The following is a 19,343-nucleotide window of genomic DNA, read 5'->3' on the forward strand; positions in this document are numbered from 1 at the left end:
TTTCAGTATAGTTGAGCTTATTATTGACTAGAGTCATGCTCTGAAGCGGGGTTGAGTGCCAGGTTGCGCAGCTCTATTATGATTGGCTCTCGGTGGTTCAGAAAGGGATCCCAGCAGGCGACACTCCCCCAGCGGAAGCGATAAGCTAGGAGAGTCAATTAGGTCTCTGAAGCTATGGACGCCGCCGAAATTGCCGCCTTGAAAGAGCGCATCAAGCTAATCCGCGAACGCCGGCCAGCGGTAGCCAAGCTGTTGGAAAAGCCAGACTTGGGCAGCTTGCGCGTGGATGTCAACCAAGCGCTGGAGGAGATCGACGAGTTGCTCCACGAGTTTGAGCAGACTTTTGGCCCGGAAAGCTAGAGGGCTAGTTCCTGATAAGCTGCTGCAACTGGGCCAGAACCTCAGCGCTGTGGCGGCTGGGGTTTACAATTGGGTCGATTTCTCGCAAAATTCCCTCGGGGTCGATCAAGAACGTATTGCGCAGGGCAACATCGCCCATCCAGGATCCGTAGGCTCGACTGACCGTGCCGTCGGGATCCGACAGCAAAGGAAACTGTAGCCCCTCTGCCGAGCAAAAGCGCCTGTGAGAGTCCACCGAGTCAGCGCTCACGCCCACAACCTGTGCCCCCATGGCCCGGAACTTGGGCAAATCTTGCTGAAAGCGGCGGGCCTCAATCGTACAGCCGGAAGTGAAGTCGCGGGGGTAAAAATACAACACCACCCACTCCCCCCGAAAATCCGCCAGCCGCCGTATTTGCCCGGATTGATCCGGCAATGCGAACTCCGGTGCCGGAGAACCTATTGGCGGGAGAGGAGTAGTTCCCCACTGGGCCCAGGCAGGCTGAGTCATCCCAAAGCCCACAAGCAGGCCCACAACCAATCCCATGAAAACCCTGCCCAATTCCCTCACTGCCCCTCCGAGACCTCTCTAGAACCCATCTCTAGTTTACATAACTTTATATGAGTCCAGGAACTCGCCTCACTGCGCAGAAGCAAGCCAGCGGGGTGGGAAGCATCTCCACTCTGCCAGCTCAATGTTGCCGCTTTGCCAATTCCTTTGCCAATTCAAGGTAACCACTTGCAGAGCAAAAGCTGCGGAGGGATCCCCAACCATCGCCAGAGTTGAGAGGTGCGTTCGATGGGGGTATAGCGCAGTTGAGCGTACAGTTGCCGCGCGGGGAGATTGTCTTCCAATACGTGCAGATGCAAACAGCGGTAGCCCCACCCTTTCGCCACCCCTTCAGCACTGAGCAAAAGCAGACGAGCAATTCCTCGCCGCCGCCAGCCGGGTAGCACCGCCAAGTTGGAGAGGTAGGGATACTTCCCGTGGGCTGTGACCCGCAAAGAGATCTCGGCAGTGCCCACCACTTCGGATCCCACCGCAGCTGCCAGACAGCAGTAGTGGGGATCCCTTGCGGCCAGCCTGAGGCGCAACTCTTCGCGAATGCCCAGCTTGCGAATTGGGTAGATCCAGCGTTGCAGACCTGAGGGGGGATGAAAAACCTGGGCTAGAACTTCGGCCAAGGGATCCAGATCATTCGATGTAGCTGGGTAAACTACGGGGGAAGGCAACACAGGTTGAGATAGGGCAACCGCAAGCATTCTCCTTATTTTCCCAAACAACTTGCAAACAACAAAACAATAAGTGGTGACCCCCACGGGAAGCCACCACTGAACCGGTAGAACTTGGCCACAGGGAGGAAAACCACCCCTGCCGACGCGGACTAACCGCATCCAAGACTTAACTAAGACTTATTCAGTTGTCTTAACTTGTAGCTTTTTTTCCAATTTCTAGGCCAGCGCCAGTGGCCGCTCCGACACCAGAATCCGACTCTGAGGTTTACGATGAGATCTCCAGATCGCTAAAATGGCAGGCTGAGCCGTTGATGCGATAGATATCATCCGTGATGGGCTGGTAACCCACTTCCACCAGATCGGACTTGGCAGGAGCAAATATGCGGATAATTGCTCTAGCAATCTTTGAGAGAAAGGTAAACATAGCAACCTCCTGAAAGTGAGAGTGAAACTATGAACTGAGAGAACCTCGAATTGCTAAAGCCCGCAGTCCTTGTCCCACTGAGCGCTGGTTCCGACTCGCAGAGCTTGCAGGTTGAGAGCACCTGAACCTGATCACCGATTTTCCCACCCTGACTCGCTCATGAATGGAGACTCAAAATAGCCGGCTGAGCTTGTTGATCTGGCAAAACCACTTTTATTTGAGGATTATTTGAGGAACACCTAGAGCGCTCTCTCACTTTCCCAGTGGCTTGTGCAGCAAGCCCAACTGCTATCTGCCTAACTCCCTTGTTCTGCTTTGAGGAAAACCTGTCGTAGGTACCAGGTGCTCTGCTGAGCGAGACAACCACTTCTCAGGAGAGTCTGCCGAAGCAACGGATCGGAAGCTTGGATCAAAGCGTTGACCGACAGAGAATTTTGGACTTGAGTTTTGGATTTGATTCAATCGAGAAGCGGTGCCTCGCGTTTGGGATGGGGATGAGATATTATCCTCCTCGCCTGAATCACTACATTCATAATCTAACCTATAGCCGATCTCTCCACCAAGGGCGGCAACCATTCTTAACAGGCTGGATCATTCCTTTAACTTGGTCTTTTCATCTCTTTTTGGTTCAGGTCAATGAGGGATCCCAGCATTCTGGATTCGGATTCCTCAGCCTCTTTCCGTCACAGGACACCTGATTTTTTGGGGAAACAAGCTGGCTCGGTACGGGACTTAAGCTCAATGGAAACACACGCAAAAAAATACCGACCAACCCCTGCTTCGGGCTGAATCGCCGGAAAAAACTCATTCCCTATCCTAGAAAACTCAATCCAGCCGCAGCCCGTTTTCTGGGTTAAGAGAATCTTTATTCCGGGGCCGAGAGCGCAGGATCAAGAGGGAAAAGTAGGGGGGCCGGTAGTCGGCCAGTCCTTCCAGGGTGGGGAAGAGGGTTTGCTGGGGCCAGCCGGCCCAGACCACCAAGCTGGCTTGTTGCAGCCAACCTCTTTCGGCCAGCCACTGCCAAACCTGAGGGTAGACAGAGGCCACTTTCATGAGGACGACTACCTCAGCCCAGGCACAAGCCTGCTCCAGTTCCGAGAGGGCAAACAGAGCCGGTAAAATCGCCAATTTCTCGGAGCCGAGCACCAAGGGGGATCCCAGGGCAGCAGCAGCGGCTAAGGGAGAGCACACCCCCGGTATGGCCTGGATGGGCAAGGCGGGGATCCGCTGCCGCAGGGCTTGGGCCACGTAGGCGAAGGTGCTGTAGAGGCCCACGTCTCCCTCACAGATGAAGGCGACATCTTCTCCCCTTTCTAGGAGTGGGGCTAGTTGCTGGGCAGCCACTCGCCAGGCAGCTTGCAGGACTTCCGGCTGGGTGACAAAGGGCAGGCGAAGCGGCAAGAGGGTTTGTTCCGGTCGCAGCCAAGGGCGCACAATCTGATAGGCCAGGCCCGGCTGGCCGGCGGCATTTTGGGGACAGGCCACCCAGTTGACCGTGCTGAGGATGCGGGCTGCTTTGACCGTTATCCAGTCGGGATCCCCTGCTCCAGCACTGATCCCCCAAAAGGTTCCCAGACCCATACTGTGTATCAGGCGGTCTCTGTACTGCCCGTACTTCCTTCCTTCAGGCGATCCAAGGCTTCCTGCAAGGAGTTGCGCAAAGATAGGAACTTCTCCAGGCGCACCAGTTTCACCGTTTGGGTAATGCGGGGGTTGCTCACCACCTGAAAGACACCCGCACGGCTCTGCACCAGCTTGGCCAATTGCACCAGGGCGCCGACGCCAGAGCTGTCGATGAAGTCGATCCCTGTCAAATCCAAGATGAGGTTAGGGGATCCCTCTTCTAAATACTTGGTGACCACCTTAACAAAGACCGGCTCGGAAAAGGCATCCAGAAGGCCAGTCAGGTGAAAGACCTGGCAGTTTTCCAGCGCCTCGCGGCTGCCGCGCAAGCTGACCGTCAGAGATAGGGGTTCCGGAATGGCTCTTCTCCTTTCAACCATCTCGACAGAAGGGAACACCTGAGAGAGGCCCCAGGGTGGGTTCAATCTCGGGTGTGGAGATAGCTTAGCATCCCCGTTCTCCGCGGGAGACGGTATTTTTCCGCGGGGTCTTCGGGGGAATTACGCCTGGGAGCAGGGATCTCTTCTTTCTGTTCCCTCGTGGCAAGCCAGGAGTCCTTGGGTAGGATGGGGGCAACTGTGCCGGCAAGGTCGGCCCGCAGTGCACGAATGGCTTTTGGGAGCCTGTCAGGTTTTTAAGGGGTAGGCGGTTGGGAGAGGATCACCAAGATCCAAAGATGCAGCAGCAACGATTCAACCTTTCCCCCATCACTCTAGCTGGGGTGGGTTTGGGCTTGACGGCTGCCGCCTTTGGTGCCGCCTGGGGAACAGGGATCTACCTTCAAGATCACGTGCTGCCGCAGGTGGAAGCAACCCTCTCGCAAGCGATGCGCCGGCGCGTGGAATTGGGGGAGGTGAGGTTTCTGGCCCCCTGGCAGGTGAGCTTGGGAGAAAGCCGCGTTGAACATCTGGCCAGTATCGGCTCCATCGACCTCAGCCCTGATTTCTGGACTTGGCTGCAGACGGGTCAGTGGGTGCTGAATGTTACCCTAAACCAGCCGCAACTGCTGCTGATGGAAACGCTGGATCGCGGCTGGGCGGATGTGCAGTTTCAACTGCCCGAAGGGGAGGGATCCCTGCCCTTGCATGGGCTGAACATCCGTTTGCGCCAGGGATCCCTGACGGCCATCCCTTTGGTGGGGGAGCGACGCCAGTTTGATCGGCTGCAGGGCCAGGTGCAGGTGTGGCTGACTCACAATGCCCCGCCAGGAGAGGAGGATCTTTTCGGGGGGCGGGCCAGTTTCCAGGCGACGGCACGGTTGCTCCCTCGGGAGGGGGAGGGGGGGTACCCCCTGCAGCTCAGGGGGGTGGCGGATTTTGCCCAGGCTTCCGGTTCGGTGACGCTTTCTGCGGCTCGTCTGCCTTTGGATCTCTTGCCCAGTGTGGTGCCGGCGGCCCCTTTTGCGGAGGTGCAGGGGGAAACTGGCTTGGATCTCCAGGTGCTCTGGCGGCGGGATCAACCGCTGGAGTTGACGGGGCAGGCCCAGGTTCAACAGGCTCGGCTGGATCTGGAGAGGTTGCCCCATCCTTTTGAAGAGGTGAAGGGCTCCGTTCGCTTTACCTTGCAGGGGTTGGAGCTGGAGGGGGTGAGCGGTCGCTTTGGTCAGCTTTCCTTTGCCGAGCTAAAAGGCCCGGTGGTCTGGGAGCAAGGACAGGGGTTTGGTTTGCAGGCGGAAGTAGCGCCGGCCCGCCTGCAGCAGATCCAAGAGACGTTTGCCTTTGGCCTGCCGGTGGCGGTGGAGGGGGTGGTAGGGGGATCCGTAGCGGTCACCGGAGCCTTGGATCAGCCGCAGATCCGGGGACAGTTGCGGGGGCTTTCGCCGGGGCAGGTGGATCGCCTGCCGGTGTCGGAGTATGCCTTTGGCTTCCGCTTTGCGGATCAAACCTTGGCCTTGGAAGCAATTGACCTCAAGACTGCAGGGGGTCGCATCCAAGGCTCCGGCCAGCTGCAATGGGCTGCCGGCTTGGCAGGCCAGTTCGATCTTCAAGTCAGCGGAGCCGACGTGGAGCAGGTGCTGGCCCTTTACGGCCTCAACCTGCCCCGCCGGGGCGCTCTTCCTTGGGTGGGGCCGGTTTCCGCTCAAGTGCAGGTGGCGCTGACGGGATCCCAACCTCAGGTAGAGGCCACCTGGGCAACCCAAGGGGGAGAGATCGCCGGAAGAGGGCAGCTCCAGCTCTTGCCAGAGGCTGACGGTTGGGTGGTGGAGGTGCCTCAGGCAGTCTTGGCTGTAGAAGGAGGGCAGGCGCAGGTGGCGGGGCGGTGGGCAGGAGGGCAAGTGCAAGCCCAGGTGAGCCCCCAGAATGTGCCGCTGGCTCTCTTTAACCCCCAATGGACGGGATCCCTCTCAGGAGCCCTCACGGCGCAGGTGAACACGGCTGAGGTGTCGGAGCTGGGCTTTTTGGGGGCGCTGCGGGCGCAAGGGTCGCTGGCTTTGTTGCAGCCTTTGGGATCGAGGGGACGGCAGTGGGTTGAGGGCATCCGCGGCCAGGTGACTTGGGAGGGATCTGGACTGCATATCCAGGAGGCGGAGGTGTTGGCAGGTGGCACTCGCCTGGCCAGGGTCGAAGGGCAGATCCCCTTGGATCCCCAGACGCTGCAGGTGGGATCCCTGGATCTGAGCTTTACCACCGACGGGATTGCGCTGGCAGAAGTACCCGGCCTGCCGCCGCTGGTGAAAGGAGTGCTGCAGGGATCCGGCCAGATCCGCGGACCTCTGGACACCTTGCAGGTGACTGGCAAGGCGCAGTTGCGGGGCTTGCAGGTGGGAGATGTGGCCTTTGAAGACTTGGCCGGGCCCTTTCAGGGGTCTGTTCAGGAGACGGAAGTGGATCTGCGGGGGAAGCGGGATCGACTGGCGCTGCAGTTGGATCCCCAGTTTCAGCCTTTGCAGTTTCAGGTGCAGCGGGGCGAGGCGGAAATTCGCGGCCAACGCCGGCAAGAGGAGCTCCAGGTGGCAGTGAACCAGTTGCCTCTGGCTTTGCTGGGGGGGGTGGCTGCCGGGCCGTGGGCCAGTCTGCAGGGAACCCTCGAGGGGGAGGTGGCAGTTGACCTGGCAAGCGGCGCCGCCCAAGGACGGGCTGCGGTGGCGGATCTGCAGTTGGGAGGGATCGAAGTACGGGGCTTTTCGGTGGATTTCGACTACCACGCTGGTAATGGTTCTCCTCGCCTAGAGATCGCCCAAGCTCAACTGGATTTGTTTGAGAGCACCTACACCGCTAGCGGCACCCTGGAGCTGCCGGCGGATCCCCTCCAGGGCGGTTTGGAGTCTACTCCAGAGGTTTCCGTTCCTCAAATTAACCTAGAGATCAGCACCCATCAAGGTCGGCTAGAAGATATCATCTCCGCCTTCAAGTGGCGGCAGTGGCGCGACCTCACCACCCGGGGTTTCCAATTGCCCCCCTTGGGCCCTGCCTCGGCGTTAAAGACCGACCCGGTTGGTTTGCCCAACCATCCTCTCCTGGAGCAGCTGGAGTACTATGCCCAGATCCTGGCCGCCCACCTGGAGACTCTGGCCAGCCGCATGGATCCGCTGTTCGCATCAGCGGTGCGGAGCACTTTCCCGCCGCCCACAAGTCTGCGAGGGGAATTCCAAGCCAGCGTTAGCCTGGTCGGCAGCCTCAACCGGCCTAGCGTCAGCTTTTACCTTGAGGGCCAGAATTGGCAGGCAGAGGAGTTTGGCATCGAAAGCCTTACTGCCAGGGGCAGCCTGGCTGGAGATGCAGTGGTGTTGGAGCCGCTGCGGTTGCGCAGTGGCGAACGTCAAGCCCTTTTTGTGGGCAAGCTGGGCCTAGAGGAACAGTCGGGATCCTTGCAAATCCAAGGATTGCCTCTGGCTTTGCTGGACCGCTTCCTGCCAGAGGAGCTGGAGCTGCAGGGGGATCTCAACCTGGACGTGGAGCTGGCCGGCAACCTGCGGGATCCCCATGCCCGCGGATCCCTGACAGTGGTCAACGCCCAGATCAACCAGGTGCCGCTGCGGGAGGTGGGAGGACAATTTGACTACCAGCGGGGGCAGCTGCGCCTGGACGGCGCCCTGCTGGCCAATGGTGACGAACCCATTCGCCTCTTTGGCCTGGTGCCCTACACCCTGCCCTTTGCCGAGGTGCGGGCCGAATCCGACCAGATCGACCTCACCCTGCAAGCCAAGCATGGCGGTCTGCGCCTGATCAACCTCTTCACCGACCAGGTGCGCTGGGAAGGCGGCCAAAGCCAACTGGAGCTGGCCATCCGCGGCACCTTGCGAGAGCCCAGCCTGCAGGGGAACTTGAGCGTCAACTCGGGGATCCTCAAGCTGGCAGCCCTGCCGGAGCCCATTACCGACCTCACAGGCCAGATCGCCTTTAACCTCAATCAGCTGCAAGTCCAGGAGCTGCGGGGACAGTTGGGGGGTGGATCCCTTTTGGCTGAAGGCTTTTTGCCCGTCAACTCTCGCGGTGCCCTGCAGATGGACGAAACCTCGCCACCCTTAACTCTGCAACTCCAAGGGATCCAGCTCAACCTGCCCAACCTCTACACTGGCCATCTGGACGGCGAGGTGGCTGTCAGAGGGCTGCTTCTGCAACCTTTGCTCGAGGGGCGGCTGGAGGTTTCTCAAGGGATCGTGGATGTCAGCCCCCGCCGGGCAGAACCTGAGGCCGCAACAGCTGCCGCCGGCTCGACTTCGCCGGATCCCTTCTGGCAGCCGCGGCTCAACGGACTGGAGCTGGTCTTGGGGCCAGGGATCCGCGTGCAGCGTCCCAATCTGTTTGAATTCAATGCTGCCGGCACCTTGCGCCTGTTTGGCACTCCCCAGGATCTGCGCCCGGCAGGCACCATTGCCCTAGAGCGAGGCCGCGTCAACCTGCCCCTTGCCAACTTTCGCCTGGATCGCTCCCGCTCCAATACCGCCACTTTTGACCTAGACAACCCCTTCGATCCCTTCCTGAACCTGCGCTTGATGACCCAGGCCATCGAGGTCTATCGCTTTCCCCAAGAGCTCTCCCCCTTTGACACCAACCGCAACCTGCCGGGATCCCAGCAGAGCATCGAGATTTTCGCCACGGTCAACGGGCGGGCCAGCCAGCTGGCTGAGGCGGATCCCCGCAACGGGGTTCTGGCCCTTTCCAGCAGCCCCAGCCGCTCCCCCGAAGAGATCGTCGCCCTCCTGGGAGGCACAGCTCTGGCCCGCCTCAACCCCGAAGCCGGAGTGGCCGGCCTAGCCGGAACTGCCTTGCTCAACGATGTGCTGGACACGCTGCGGGACACCCTGGGCCTAGACGAGGTGCGCATTAGCCCCGTCCCCCAGGTCGATACCCGCGCTGCCAACCGCTCCTCGATAGGGCTAGCGCTGGAGGTGGCCCGCGATCTGGGGCCAGCCACTTCCATCTCGGTGCAGCGCAACCTAACGGATCCCTTTCAGCCCACCCGCTACAGCGCCCGCTACCGCCTCAACGAGCAAACCCTCACCCGCGCCAGCACCGACCTCGAGGGCAACAATGTCATTTCCATCGAGTTTGAGACCCGCTTCTAATGGGATCCGCTCCGGAGTTTGGCAGCAGGCTTTGGATGGCCAGGGATCCCTTGAAAAAAGATTTAGTGGAAAAAGCTGCCTTACAGGTAACGGCTAATGTCTTCTCCTCGCTCCGCCAAAAACGACAAGGCCCGGAAGCGCAGCCCTGCCACCTGGTCGTAGAGGGGGTTGAGCTTACACATGGGCGGAATGTGCATCACCTTATGGCCAAACAGCACCACATCTCGCTCAAAGGGGCAGCGGGCCGGGATCCACTGGCAAAGGAAATGGGCCAAGCGTGGATCGCGGATGCTGAAGTTATCGATAGCCGATTGGATGGGACGCAACGGAGCCTGCAACCAGTCGCGCAGGCGACCCGTGGACTTGAAAAGCACAGAAGTCATGGAACCAGGCAGCTCCTGAGGAGCTTTGCGAGCACGTTGCCAAGAAATCGTTGTGGAACCCATAAGCTTTCACCTCAACCTTTGAAGAAGCAGCAGCCTTTGGTCGGTTACGGCGCGCAAAATTACTAGCCATCGACAATTCTCTGTGTCGAGCTTGTATTCAGGGAAACATTAGCCATCTCTCTTCCCTCTGTTAGTCTGCCTTCTCTAACGGAAAGCTTGCTTCTGTAAACAAGAATCTCTGCTCAACGTTGTAGAGCTACATGTTTTGTCTCCAAAAGTTAACATGTAACGAAAAATACAAAAACTCCTCTGCTCTTGTCCACCAGCCGATTCCCTGTCAGGATCCCTGAAGTTCCTCAGCTTGGGCTCTGGAGCCAGATGGGTATCCATCGCTCCTATTTCTAGGATGGAACAAGCCCTTTGGGCAGAGTAGAGGGATCCCCGTAATCACACTTGCCTTGGCAGGGTTGTTTTTCTTTTGATCGAGTTTGGCTTGGGAGCGTCTCGGTTGGGAGTTACGGAGGATAACAGCCAAGGGATGCCGGCTGCTGAGCGTTCTACAATGCCAGGAGAGATTCCCAGCGGGTGCGCATCCGGCGGTGGATTGGGATCACCGATCTTGTCCTTGTCTTTATTTTATTTGATGAGAGGCTGCCCATGAAATTGGCCTATTGGATGTACGCTGGCCCTGCCCATATCGGCACGCTGCGGGTGGCCAGCTCCTTCAAAAACGTTCACAGCATCATGCACGCTCCTCTGGGAGACGACTATTTCAACGTGATGCGTTCCATGTTGGAGCGAGAGCGGGATTTTACTCCGGTAACCACCAGCGTCGTTGACCGGCAGGTGTTGGCGCGGGGATCCGACGAAAAGGTGATTCGCAACATCGTCCGCAAAGACGGCGAGGAGCAGCCGGATCTGATCGTCGTCACCCCCACCTGCACCTCTAGCATTTTGCAGGAAGATCTGCATCACTTTGTCCGGCAGGCCCAGTTGGCCAGTCGCTGCGACGTAATGCTGGCAGATGTCAACCACTACCGGGTTAACGAATTGCAGGCAGCGGATCGCACCCTGCAGCAGATTGTGGAGTTCTACATCACCAAAGCTCGCAAAAGCGGGGAGTTAGACGGCCTGCCCCAAAAGACGGAGCGGCCTTCCTGTAACATCCTTGGCATTTCCACCCTAGGGTTTCACAATGCCCATGATCTGCGGGAGCTGAAGGTGCTGCTGCGGGATCTGGGGATCCAGCTCAACCTGGTGATCCCGCAAGGGGCCAGTGTCCACGATCTCAAACACCTGGGGCGGGCTTGGTTTAATGTGGTGCCCTACCGGGAGCTGGGGCCGATGACAGCTCGCTATCTGCAGCAGGAATTCGGCATGCCTTACATTGAGATCACCCCGATGGGGGTGGTGGAAACGGCTCGCTTCATCCGCCAGATCCAGCAGATCCTAAACGAGCAAGGGATCCCTGTCGATTATGAAGCCTACATCCAGGAGCAAACCCTGCACATTTCCCAAGCGGCCTGGTTTTCCCGCTCCATCGACTGCCAAAACCTAACCGGCAAAAAAGCGGTGGTCTTCGGGGATTCCACCCACGCGGCGGCCATCACCAAAATCCTGGCCCGCGAGATGGGGATCCACGTGGTGTGGGCGGGCAGCTATTGCACCTACGATGGGGAGTGGTTCCAGGCAGAGGTGGGAGGGTATTGCGATCAGATCTTGATGACGGAGGATCACACCCGCGTGGCGGATGCGATTGCCCAGGCGGAACCTGCTGCGATTTTCGGCACCCAGATGGAGCGGCATGTGGGCAAACGGCTGCGGATCCCTTGTGGGGTCATCTCGGCCCCCATCCACGTGCAGGATTTCCCTATCGGCTACCGGCCCTTTTTGGGCTACGAGGGCGCCAACCAAATTGTGGACTTGATCTACAACTCCTTTACCCTGGGCATGGAAGATCACCTGTTGGAGATCTTCGGTGGCCACGACACCAAGGAGGTGATTCACAAGAGCCTGAGCGCCGATTCCGACCTCATCTGGACGCGGGAAGCCCAGGCGGAGCTGAACAAGGTGCCCGGCTTTGTGCGCGGCAAGGTTAAACGCAACACCGAAAAATTTGCCCGCGAACGAGGCTTGACCGAGATCAGTGTGGAGGTCATGTACGCCGCCAAAGAAGCTTTTGGAGCTTGAAGGGATCCCGTTGACAACCTTTACCCTGGGTGGGATCTTCCATCTGACGTTTGCCTATGCGTCTCCTGGTTACCGGCGGGGCGGGCTACATCGGCAGCCACACCTGCAAAGCTCTGGCGGCCTCTGGCCATCTGCCCATCACTTACGACAACTTGGTTTACGGGCACCCCTGGGCAGTTCGCTGGGGGCCGTTGGAGATTGGGGATCTCGCCGACCGCCAGCGGCTTGATCAAGTCATCCAGCACTATCGCCCAGAAGGGGTGATTCACTTTGCCGCCTATGCCTATGTGGGCGAGTCGGTCAAGGATCCCGGCAAATACTACCGCAACAATGTGGCCGGATCCCTGAGTTTGCTGGAGGCCATGCGAGATCACGGGATCCCTTACCTGGTGTTCTCCAGCACCTGTGCCACTTACGGGGTGCCAGAGCGGATTCCCATTCCCGAAAGTCATCCGCAACGTCCCATCAACCCCTACGGCCAGAGCAAGCTAATGGTGGAGCAGATCTTGCAAGATTTCCAGGTTGCCCACGGGATCCGATCCATTAGCCTGCGCTACTTCAATGCCGCCGGAGCCGATCCCGATGGTGAAATTGGGGAGGCCCATGACCCGGAAACCCACCTGATCCCCTTGGTGTTGGAGGCCGCCGGCGGCCAACGTCCTCACATCACGGTTTTTGGAGATGACTACGATACCCCCGATGGCACCTGTATCCGCGACTACATTCACGTCACCGACCTGGCTCAAGCCCACGTGTTGGCGGTAGAAGCGCTGGCCTCTGGCCGGCCCATACAACCAGCCTACAACCTGGGCAATGGCCAAGGCTTTTCCGTCAAAGAGGTCATTGCCACCGCAGCAGCCGTGACCGGAAAGCGGATCCCGGTGCAAATGGGAGCACGTCGACCTGGGGATCCCCCGCGCTTGGTGGGCGATGCCGGCGCCATCCTTCGCGATCTCAACTGGAAACCTCTCTACACCGACCTGGCCGAGATCATTCAAACTGCCTGGCGCTGGCACCAGAAGCGACCCTATTTCGGCAAATCTAGGCCCCCGTTGAGCTAGGAGCGTCTAACTTGGCGGGCGATAGGATAGGGAGGAACCGCTTGGTTAACCACTGCCCCGCATGGACGATAAGACCACACCCGATACCCTCGCGGTTGTCATGACCACAGTGGGATCCGAAGCCGAGGCCCATCGCTTGGCCCATACCCTGGTGGCCGAACGTTATGTGGCCTGTGCCCAGGTCTTGCCCGGGATCACGTCCTACTATCGTTGGCAGGGATCCCTGCAGACCGATGCCGAGTTCCTCATCCTGCTCAAATTGCCCGCAACTGCCTACCCCCGCCTGGAACAACGGCTGCGAGAGCTGCACCCCTACGCTGAGCCCGAGATCCTGGCTCTGGCAGCCACTCAAGTGAGCACAACCTATTTGGCTTGGGCCCGAGACCAGGTAGGGTGAGGAATAGCACGAGGTTGGCCATGATCGCCCTCTACCCCGGCAGCTTTGACCCCATTACCCTTGGACATCTCGATGTTATCGAGCGGGCCAGTCGTCTCTTTTCTAAGGTGATTGTCGCCGTCTTGAAAAACCCCAACAAAACCCCTCTGTTCAGCCCCGAGCAGCGGCAGGCCCAGATTAGCCTGTCCACAGCCCATCTCAAAAATGTTGAAGTTGATACGTTTTCAGGTCTGACGGTGGCCTACGCCCGTCAACGGGGGGCAAAGGTGATCGTGCGCGGCTTGCGAGTTTTGTCGGACTTCGATGTGGAGCTGCAAATGGCCCACACCAACAAGCTGCTGGCTCCCGAACTGGAAACCTTGTTCCTTGCCACTGCCAGCGAGCACAGTTTTGTCAGCAGCAGCCTGGTGAAGGAGGTCGCCAAGTTGGGCGGCCCCATCGATCATCTGGTGCCCGCTCCGGTGATTCGAGATTTGCGGGAGCGCTTTCCCTCGGCCTGAGGGCTCAGGGATCCCCTCTCCTTCCCCAATCAAAATTCAAAGGGCTGCATCCCTGCCGTCACCGGATCAAACCCCACCGGGAAGCAGGTGCTGTGATTGTAGAGGGATCCCCTCAAATTGGCCCCTTCCAAGCAGGCTCCCTCAAGGTCGGCATAGCGCAGGTCGGCACAGCGCAGGTCGGCCTTTGCCAGATTGCTGCCCCGCAGGTTGGCGTAGCGCAGGTTGGCCCCATGCAAATCGGATCCCTCGAGATTGGCCCCTCGCAGATCGGCCCCCCTCAAGAAGGCATACTCCAAGCAGGACTGGGGAAAATGGCGCTCTCCCTGCCGGTAGCGGCTGAGCAACTCTGAGGCCCCTTGTAGAGCACACTGGGCAATGGTTTGAGTCATGGTACTGCTCCCAAATCAGACTGGATGCCTTATTTCTATCCTCATCCCTATCATCGGGTTGGCCGGGTTTTGATCATCCCTGCTTAACAAATGATTTCAGTTTTTGAGTGGATCGTTGCCCCCAAGTCTTTTTGATTGAAAAGATCTATCCTCAGAGATATCGAAGGCTTTCCCAATCGGCAGCTTGTGCAGCAATGTTTCTTAATCCTTTTTGTGAAGGATGCTTAACGGCTGGGCTTGATCGCCAACTCCAAGCCCCACCGGGAGCGCAAGCTGACCTGATCTTGCTGGGTTGTATGGATCCCTCAATTTCTTCTTTTTCAGCACTCCCCCAACCAGAAGGTGTTTCTCCAGAGCTGATTGAACCAAGATAATTGGGATAATGATCGACTGGATCACATCCGTAGTTTGCGATTGAGTAGGGATTCTCTGCAAGCGATATAGACCCTTATCTCTGTTCAGGATGTTCACCTTTCTTTAACTAGAGCTCTATGCCCAAACGTAAGCGAATCGGGATCCTCACCAGCGGCGGCGATTGTGGCGGCCTCAACGCCGTGATTCGAGCGGTGGTGCGGCGGGCCCGCGACTACGACATGGAAGTTTATGGCATCAAAGATGCGACGGCAGGGCTCATGGCTCGACCGGTGGAGGCGGAGCTGCTGGATGTGAAGCGGGTTTCCGGCATTTTGCGCTACGGCGGCACCATCTTGGGTACCGTGAACAAAGGCAACCCCTTCGCCTACCCTATGCCCGATGGCAGCTTGGTGGATCGCTCGGCAGAGGTGATCACCGGCTACCACCGGCTTGGGTTGGATGCCCTCATTGGGGTGGGTGGGGATGGCAGCTTGGCCATTCTCCGGCAACTGGCCCTGCAGGGGGATTGGAACTTTGTCGGGATCCCCAAGACCATCGACAACGATGTCGGTGCCACCGAGTATTCGGTGGGGTTCAACACAGCTCTGAGCGTGGCTGTGGAAGCCCTAGATCAGCTCACCTACACGGCCATCAGCCACAGCCGAGTCATGGTCATGGAGGTGATGGGGCGGGATGCTGGCCACATTGCCATCAGCGCTGGCATTGCCGGGGGGGCGCATGTGATTTTGATCCCGGAAATTCCCTACAAGCTGGAGAATGTCTGCAAAAGAATCCGCGACCGCAAAGAGCGAGGCAATAACTTCAGCATTGTGGTGGTGGCAGAGGCGGTTCGCACCGAGTCGGGGGAGCCGGTGACCCACACCAACAGCCTGGGGCAGTCTCTCTACGGCGGCATTGGCCATTACATCGGCAATGAGATCGCCCTGCGCACCGGCATCGAAACCCGGGTTATGGTTTTGGGCCACCTGCAGCGGGGAGGTACGCCTTCTCCTCTGGATCGCCTGCTGGGAGCAGCCTTTGGGGTGGCTGCTGTGGACTTGATCGCCCAAGGCAAATACGACCGCATGGTGGCCTGGCAAAATCGGCGGGTGGTGGATGTACCCCTGGCAGAGGCCATCTCCCAGTATCGGCGGGTGGAGGTGGACGGGGCTTTGATCGCCACAGCCATTGGCTTGAATACCTATGTGGGCGAGGTGGATCCGCAGCTTTTGCGCAGCATTTCCCCCTGATCTTCCGGCAAAAACGACACGTGGGCAGAGACAATCTTCCAGCCGATATCGGGGAACCTGTACCCCATCTGGCTTTGGCGGCCCAAGCGAGGGATCCCGTTCACCGGACGGCGAAACTCTAAGGTGACCGAGCCGCAATCCGCCCCAAAGGTGACTACCTGCAAACGCAGCATCTCGCGGGCCAAATTCGTGGGAGGACGCCGTTGGCGAAAAGCCTTGATCTCGTCTCCCCCGTAGAGATTTTCCCCCACACCAAAGCGCACCACCTGGGGGCCATCCCAAAACAGGCGGTTCAGGGTGGGCACATCATTGCTCGTCAGGGCAGCTTCGTACTGATGGTAGAGTTCGGTTAGCTCTGCCACCACCTCGGGGCGATTGACCAGAGTCATGGGCCAGGCTCTTGTGCAGTCGAAATGGGCCTTGCCATCTTATCGGCTCAAGGAGCAGCAGGAGGTTCTAAAAGAACAGCGGGATCCCCCACCTTGCTCTGTCAGACAGCAGACAGCGGCAAGACATCTCCGGGTAGTCGGATCCAAGTCTAGGGGCTGAGAACGGCTTGCAAAGACCGCACATCGCAGTAGTACACCTGATGGCGGTGGGCATACCCCTTCAGCTCCACAGCCTGATGGGAGAAGCAGGCGGCTGCCTGCCCCAGCTGTTTGGCCAAGCAGGTATAGGTGTCCTGGCTGATCGCCAGGTCGGCGTTGAGGGTGCGGGTAGCGCTCTCGATGCGAAAGGCCAAATTCACCGTATCTCCCAGAGCCGTATATTCTTGGCGGGTGTTGTTGCCCACCTGGCGCACGATTGCCGAGCCTGTGTTGACCCCTGCCCCCAGACGAATGGGAGAAGGCAGCGGAAACTCACCGTTCAGCTGCTCGGTCATTTGAAACAGCTTCGCTATGGCCTGCAAAACCGACTTCACATCGAGGTGAATTCCCGGCACTTCCGTGCCCAGAGAAGCAGTGTTGGCTTGGGGCACATGGAACCAAACGGCCATAATCGCATCGCCAATGTATTTATCGACAGTGCCCCCGTACTGCTGAATGATATCCCCACCCCGCCGGAACCAATCGCCCATCACCTGGGAAAGCAGGCGCTCGTCCAGTTGTTGAGTCAGTTGTCCGTAACCTCGCACATCCACCACCGCCACCGAGATCAGCCAGCGGGTTTGTAAAACCAGGGTGTCCGAAGGTTTGGCCGCAGGGCTGGGTTCCGAGCTGGCCAGGGATCCGCTGTGGAACTCCAGCTGGGATTGTCCAAGGGTGAGGTGATCCCCATCCTGCAGCAGGGTGGGAATGCTGACGCGGCGATTGTTGACAAACGAGCCGTTGCGGCTGCCCAGATCAATGAGATAGATGCTGTTGTTGTCGAGGTATTGCAGCAGGGCATGTTGGCGCGAAACGCTGGGATCGCTCAAGACGATGGCGTTGTCTTCATCGCGGCCTAGGGTCCAAGCGGTCGCTCCCGAGAGAATGTGTTTCCTCTGGCTGCCATCCGGCTCTTTTAAGATCACGTAGGGTGCGGCAGTGGCGGCAGATTCGCTCGTGACGCTCATGATGAGATGAATTCTAGACGCGACCACACTTTAATACGATACCCCGCTTGCCTTCGGTTGATGGGGGGTATCCGGGCTCGATTTCTGAGCCGCCTCTGCTGGGAGATGGAGGTCTGAGGATGGGCTTGGCGGGGGGCCGACCCGACCGGTATCATTTTGTGTAGATACGTTAAGGCGTATGCTGGATCCCTTCCATCCCATTCCCGCTGAGCAACAGCCGCTCCGGCAATATGCAGAGCTAAGGGAAGCCTTTCCTTTTTCCTGGCCTGCTTTGGGGTGGATCCCTTACTTAAAACGAATCTTTGGGGTTTGGGGAGCTGTTGTGCTGGCGGTTTCCCCGCTGGTTTGGAGCAGCTTTGCCGGAGATTGGGGCCACTTTGTCTCTGGGTCGGTGCTGGGGGCCAATGTCTTGCTCGGCCTGGTGTTGCTCCATCTCTACTTGGGATGGGCTTATGTGCGGCGGCGCTTGGTACAAGCCCAGATTCCCTATGAAGAAAGTGGCTGGTACGATGGGGCGATGTATGCCAAGTCAGAAGAGGAGCTGGCTCAGCATCGGCTGATTGTCAGGTATCAGATTGATCCTGTGTTGCAGCGCCTGCGACGGAGCTTGTGGGGCGTAGTGGGCTTGAGTGGGTTGGTGGCCCTGCTGTGGCCTCTGGGGTAGGCAGTTGGTTGGCTGTTTTTAGGATCCCGGACAGTGCACATCACTTCTGATCTGGCTCAAACCTTGCGACCCACCGCTGTGGCCATCGGGAACTTCGATGGCTTGCATCTGGGCCATCAGAAGGTGCTGCAGCCGATTCGAGATTCTCTTCAGGGGGTACGTACTGTCCTTACCTTTCATCCCCATCCCCAGGAAGTCTTGACGAGGCGGCCTCAGCTGTTGCTCACTCCCCCTGCCGAAAAGCTGGATCTGTTGGCGCAAATGGGCTTTGAGCAGGTGGTACTGCTCCCCTTCACCCCTGCATTTGCCTGCCAGCCCCCCCAAGAGTTTATCCAAACGGTACTTGAACAGGGCCTGCGCGTTCGCCATCTCAGCGTCGGTTGGGATTTTTGCTTTGGTCACCGTCGCTCCGGCAACGCCCAAACGCTCCAGGCTTGGGGATCCGAGCGCTGCATTCCGGTGGAGGTGATCCCGGAGGCGAAACTGAACGGGGAACGGGTGAGCAGCTCTCGCATTCGAGCTGCCTTGGCGACTGGGGAGGTGTCCACCGCCGAAGCGCTCTTGGGTCGCCCCTATCGTCTGATGGGAGAGGTGGTGCAAGGGGATCAGCGGGGCCGACAACTGGGCTTTCCCACCGCCAACCTCCGCTTGCCTCCGGAGAAGTTTTTGCCCCGCGATGGGGTGTACAGCGTTTGGGTGGATGTGCCTGCTGCTGCGGCAGCTCTACCTGGGGTGATGAACATTGGCCATCGGCCCACGTTTGCCGGTTTACAGCACACCGTCGAGGTGCATCTATTGGATTGGACAGGAGATCTCTACGGGCAAGAGGTGCGGGTGGCGCTACGGGGCTTTATCCGCCCAGAGCGGAGATTTCCCACGGTGGCAGATTTGATTCAGCAAATTCAGCAAGATTGCCAAACAGCCCGCCAGCAATTGGGTTTGGCTGAGCAAGTGGGTATGGTGTAGGGGGATCTATGCCGAAGAGAGCTCGCAAGCGCCAAGGCTCACCCAGGCGCTGGTGCCATCTCGCCAGTATTCTTTTTTCCAGATGGGGGCGTTGTGCTTGAGGGTGTCGATGGCAAATTGGCAGGCGGCAAACCCTTCGGCCCTATGGGGGGTGCCTACCGCCACCAAGACGCTGATCTCGCCAATGCGCAGCTTGCCGATGCGGTGGTGGATGACCACACTGTTGGCATCTGGCCAGCGCTGCTGAATTTGTCGGGCAATATCGGCGAAGACCTTCAGAGCCATGGGCTCGTAGGCTTGGTATTCCAGGTAATCGACAGGGCGGCCATTGGTGTTGTCTCGAACGGTACCGCTCATCACCACCACGGCCCCATTGCCCGGATGGGAGGCCTCTTGGTGGACACGGTCGATGGACAGGGGAGCCAGGGTAATCTGGAAGGAAGTCTTCAGGACGGTCAGGAGCATGACTCTAGTCAATAATAAGCTCAACTATACTGAAA

General features: G+C 58.7%; 19 protein-coding genes. 9 read left to right on the forward strand and 10 right to left on the reverse strand.

What is annotated here, in order from left to right:
• Window positions 1-174: 174 nt before the first annotated feature.
• Entirely contained in the window at window positions 175-360 is a 186-nt protein-coding gene (locus NW843_RS11165) for a hypothetical protein (protein WP_011433765.1), read from the forward strand.
• A gap of 4 nt (window positions 361-364) precedes the next feature.
• Here the strand turns inward: NW843_RS11165 and NW843_RS11170 are convergent, their stop codons facing one another.
• The 5 genes from NW843_RS11170 to NW843_RS11190 all read right to left on the reverse strand — a co-directional run bounded on the left by NW843_RS11170 (window position 365) and on the right by NW843_RS11190 (window position 4,002).
• Window positions 365-886: a peroxiredoxin gene (locus NW843_RS11170; RefSeq protein WP_011433766.1), complete on the reverse strand. Its 522-nt coding sequence runs from the start codon at window positions 884-886 to the stop codon at window positions 365-367.
• A gap of 179 nt (window positions 887-1,065) precedes the next feature.
• The gene (locus NW843_RS11175; RefSeq protein WP_414344496.1) at window positions 1,066-1,524 is read right to left on the reverse strand and encodes a GNAT family N-acetyltransferase; all 459 of its coding nucleotides are present in this window, start codon (window positions 1,522-1,524) and stop codon (window positions 1,066-1,068) included.
• Between the two features lie 316 nt (window positions 1,525-1,840).
• Window positions 1,841-1,999, reverse strand: a complete 159-nt coding sequence (locus tag NW843_RS11180; protein ID WP_414329361.1) for a hypothetical protein — start codon at window positions 1,997-1,999, stop codon at window positions 1,841-1,843.
• A gap of 825 nt (window positions 2,000-2,824) precedes the next feature.
• Entirely contained in the window at window positions 2,825-3,580 is a 756-nt protein-coding gene (locus NW843_RS11185) for a precorrin-2 C(20)-methyltransferase (protein ID WP_414408902.1), read from the reverse strand.
• Between the two features lie 8 nt (window positions 3,581-3,588).
• Window positions 3,589-4,002, reverse strand: a complete 414-nt coding sequence (locus NW843_RS11190; RefSeq protein ID WP_414329363.1) for an STAS domain-containing protein — start codon at window positions 4,000-4,002, stop codon at window positions 3,589-3,591.
• 296 nt (window positions 4,003-4,298) lie between these two features.
• On the opposite strand from NW843_RS11190, the gene NW843_RS11195 reads away from it, so the two are divergent.
• Window positions 4,299-9,131, forward strand: coding sequence for a translocation/assembly module TamB domain-containing protein (locus tag NW843_RS11195; RefSeq protein ID WP_414522974.1), 4,833 nt, complete (start codon window positions 4,299-4,301; stop codon window positions 9,129-9,131).
• Window positions 9,132-9,211: 80 nt separating this feature from the next.
• Here NW843_RS11195 and NW843_RS11200 read toward each other — a convergent pair whose 3' ends face one another.
• On the reverse strand, window positions 9,212-9,514 hold the full coding sequence (locus tag NW843_RS11200; protein ID WP_414424574.1) for a Mo-dependent nitrogenase C-terminal domain-containing protein: 303 nt from the start codon (window positions 9,512-9,514) through the stop codon (window positions 9,212-9,214).
• Between the two features lie 660 nt (window positions 9,515-10,174).
• On the opposite strand from NW843_RS11200, the gene bchB reads away from it, so the two are divergent.
• The 4 genes from bchB to coaD all read left to right on the forward strand — a co-directional run bounded on the left by bchB (window position 10,175) and on the right by coaD (window position 13,665).
• Window positions 10,175-11,707, forward strand: a complete 1,533-nt coding sequence (gene bchB / locus NW843_RS11205) for a ferredoxin:protochlorophyllide reductase (ATP-dependent) subunit B (protein WP_414522975.1) — start codon at window positions 10,175-10,177, stop codon at window positions 11,705-11,707.
• 56 nt (window positions 11,708-11,763) lie between these two features.
• On the forward strand, window positions 11,764-12,768 hold the full coding sequence (gene galE, locus NW843_RS11210; RefSeq protein WP_414522978.1) for a UDP-glucose 4-epimerase GalE: 1,005 nt from the start codon (window positions 11,764-11,766) through the stop codon (window positions 12,766-12,768).
• 61 nt (window positions 12,769-12,829) lie between these two features.
• A complete protein-coding gene (gene cutA, locus NW843_RS11215) occupies window positions 12,830-13,165 on the forward strand; it encodes a divalent-cation tolerance protein CutA (RefSeq protein ID WP_011433775.1) in 336 nt (111 codons plus the stop codon).
• 20 nt (window positions 13,166-13,185) lie between these two features.
• The gene (gene coaD / locus NW843_RS11220) at window positions 13,186-13,665 is read left to right on the forward strand and encodes a pantetheine-phosphate adenylyltransferase (RefSeq protein ID WP_414522976.1); all 480 of its coding nucleotides are present in this window, start codon (window positions 13,186-13,188) and stop codon (window positions 13,663-13,665) included.
• Window positions 13,666-13,694: 29 nt separating this feature from the next.
• On the opposite strand, the gene NW843_RS11225 is transcribed toward coaD, so the two are convergent.
• Window positions 13,695-14,054 carry a pentapeptide repeat-containing protein gene (locus tag NW843_RS11225; RefSeq protein ID WP_414355752.1) on the reverse strand — a complete coding sequence of 120 codons (360 nt, stop codon included), beginning with the start codon at window positions 14,052-14,054 and terminating at the stop codon, window positions 13,695-13,697.
• Window positions 14,055-14,545: 491 nt separating this feature from the next.
• Here NW843_RS11225 and NW843_RS11230 point away from each other — a divergent pair, with 491 nt between their 5' ends.
• Window positions 14,546-15,658 (forward strand): ATP-dependent 6-phosphofructokinase, encoded by a 1,113-nt coding sequence (locus tag NW843_RS11230; RefSeq protein WP_414332294.1) that lies wholly within the window; start codon window positions 14,546-14,548, stop codon window positions 15,656-15,658.
• On the opposite strand, the gene hpxZ is transcribed toward NW843_RS11230, so the two are convergent.
• Window positions 15,610-16,047, reverse strand: coding sequence for an oxalurate catabolism protein HpxZ (hpxZ, locus tag NW843_RS11235; protein WP_414332295.1), 438 nt, complete (start codon window positions 16,045-16,047; stop codon window positions 15,610-15,612). The genes NW843_RS11230 and hpxZ overlap by 49 nt on opposite strands.
• A 149-nt stretch (window positions 16,048-16,196) precedes the next feature.
• Window positions 16,197-17,213 (reverse strand): FHA domain-containing protein, encoded by a 1,017-nt coding sequence (locus NW843_RS11240; RefSeq protein WP_414522977.1) that lies wholly within the window; start codon window positions 17,211-17,213, stop codon window positions 16,197-16,199.
• Window positions 17,214-17,391: 178 nt separating this feature from the next.
• On the opposite strand from NW843_RS11240, the gene NW843_RS11245 reads away from it, so the two are divergent.
• Both NW843_RS11245 and NW843_RS11250 read left to right on the forward strand, forming a co-directional pair.
• Window positions 17,392-17,877, forward strand: coding sequence for a CGLD27 family protein (locus NW843_RS11245; RefSeq protein ID WP_414390435.1), 486 nt, complete (start codon window positions 17,392-17,394; stop codon window positions 17,875-17,877).
• Window positions 17,878-17,910: 33 nt separating this feature from the next.
• Entirely contained in the window at window positions 17,911-18,843 is a 933-nt protein-coding gene (locus tag NW843_RS11250) for a bifunctional riboflavin kinase/FAD synthetase (RefSeq protein WP_414384440.1), read from the forward strand.
• A 6-nt stretch (window positions 18,844-18,849) separates the two neighbouring features.
• Here the strand turns inward: NW843_RS11250 and NW843_RS11255 are convergent, their stop codons facing one another.
• Window positions 18,850-19,308 (reverse strand): molybdenum cofactor biosynthesis protein MoaE, encoded by a 459-nt coding sequence (locus NW843_RS11255; protein WP_414330989.1) that lies wholly within the window; start codon window positions 19,306-19,308, stop codon window positions 18,850-18,852.
• Window positions 19,309-19,343 lie beyond the last annotated feature (35 nt).

Source organism: Synechococcus sp. R5-12, assembly GCF_047502655.1.
Classification (GTDB): domain Bacteria; phylum Cyanobacteriota; class Cyanobacteriia; order Thermostichales; family Thermostichaceae; genus Thermostichus.